At 66.8% G+C, this 1,228-nt stretch carries 1 protein-coding gene and 1 pseudogene; one reads left to right on the top strand and one right to left on the bottom strand.

Going from position 1 to position 1,228, the window contains the following annotated elements:
• Nucleotides 1-336 (top strand): annotated as a pseudogene (locus tag N878_RS21295) (shikimate dehydrogenase); the annotation flags it as partial.
• 122 nt (nt 337-458) lie between these two features.
• Here the strand turns inward: N878_RS21295 and N878_RS21290 are convergent.
• A complete protein-coding gene (locus N878_RS21290) occupies nt 459-1,130 on the bottom strand; it encodes a TetR family transcriptional regulator (RefSeq protein ID WP_021445556.1) in 672 nt (223 codons plus the stop codon).
• Nucleotides 1,131-1,228 lie beyond the last annotated feature (98 nt).

The raw sequence follows: 1,228 nt of genomic DNA, 5'->3' as shown, positions 1-1,228 counted from the left end.
CTCAACCAGCACTTCGGCGCCGGTCGCGCCCTGGCCGGCAGCGACCTGGCGGCCGCCATGGCGGTGGCCGACGGCCTGGTCAACACCACCCCGATGGGCATGGCCAAGCTGCCCGGCACGCCGGTGCCCAAGGCGCTGCTGCGCCCGGCGCTGTGGGTGGCGGAGATCGTCTACTTCCCGCTGGAGACCGAGCTGCTGCGCGACGCCCGCGCCCTCGGCTGCCAGACCCTGGACGGCGGCAATATGGCGGTGTTCCAGGCGGTCAAGGCGTTCGAGCTGTTCAGCGGCCGGCAGGCCGATGCCCAGCGCATGCTGGCGCATTTCGCCAGTTTCTAGGCGAGCGCCGAACAATAGAAAGGGCCTGCGGGCCCTTTTTTACTGAGCGATGCCAAACCGCACGGGGTGTGCCATGTGCGCACCCTGGCAGTGGCGAATTTGGCGCGCACGGCGCCCTCGTCTCAGGCCTGCATATAGCGCAGCACCGATTCGCAGATCACCTGCTTGTGGCGCTGCTTGTTGTCCTCGGCGGACAGGTCGATCTGGAAGATGGTGCCGAAGGTGTGGCGGTTGGACACCCGGTAGAAGCAGAACGAGCTGATCAGCATATGGATGTCCAGCGGGTTCAGGCCACTGCGAAACAGCCCCTCGGCCTCGCCGCGGCGGAGAATGTCGGCGATGGCCTCGAGCACCGAGTTGTTCAGCGTCGGGATCACCTCGGAGCGGGTGATGTGTTCGCCGTGATGGATGTTCTCGATGCTGACGATACGCACGAAGTCGACGTTGCGGTCGTGGTGGTCGAAGGTGAACTCGATCAGCCGGCGGATCGCTTCCGGCGGCGTCAGCTCGCCCAGGTGCAGCCGCGCCTCGGTGTTGCGGATATCGCCGTAGAGCTTCTCCAGCACCGCCAGGTAGAGCTGCTCCTTGCTGGCGAAGTAGTAGTAGATCATCCGCTTGGAGGTGTGGGTGCGCTCGGCGATGGCGTCGACCCGCGCGCCGGACAGGCCGTGGCGGACGAACTCGTCGACCGCCGCCAGAAGGATGCTCTCGCGGGTCTTCTCCGGGTTGTTCTTGCGCCCCTTGCGCGCCGCCTCGGTGGCGGGGGTGGCGAGGCTCTCTGCGGTATCGCTCATACGGACTCACGGCTTCTTATTGGAATGGGCGGATTATCCGTGGCGGCCGGGGCGCTGGGAAGCCGCCCCCCTGCGCTCACAGCCGCGGACGCTTGGCC

This window comes from Pseudomonas sp. EGD-AK9 (assembly GCF_000465935.2).
Taxonomy (GTDB): Bacteria; Pseudomonadota; Gammaproteobacteria; order Pseudomonadales; family Pseudomonadaceae; genus Aquipseudomonas.
This window is presented reverse-complemented; position numbering and strand designations above follow the sequence as displayed.

What these genes read in the sequence shown, in the direction of transcription:
- N878_RS21290 (WP_021445556.1), bottom strand. Translation starts at nt 1,130, where the DNA reads ATGAGCGATACCGCAGAGAGCCTCGCCACCCCCGCCACCGAGGCGGCG.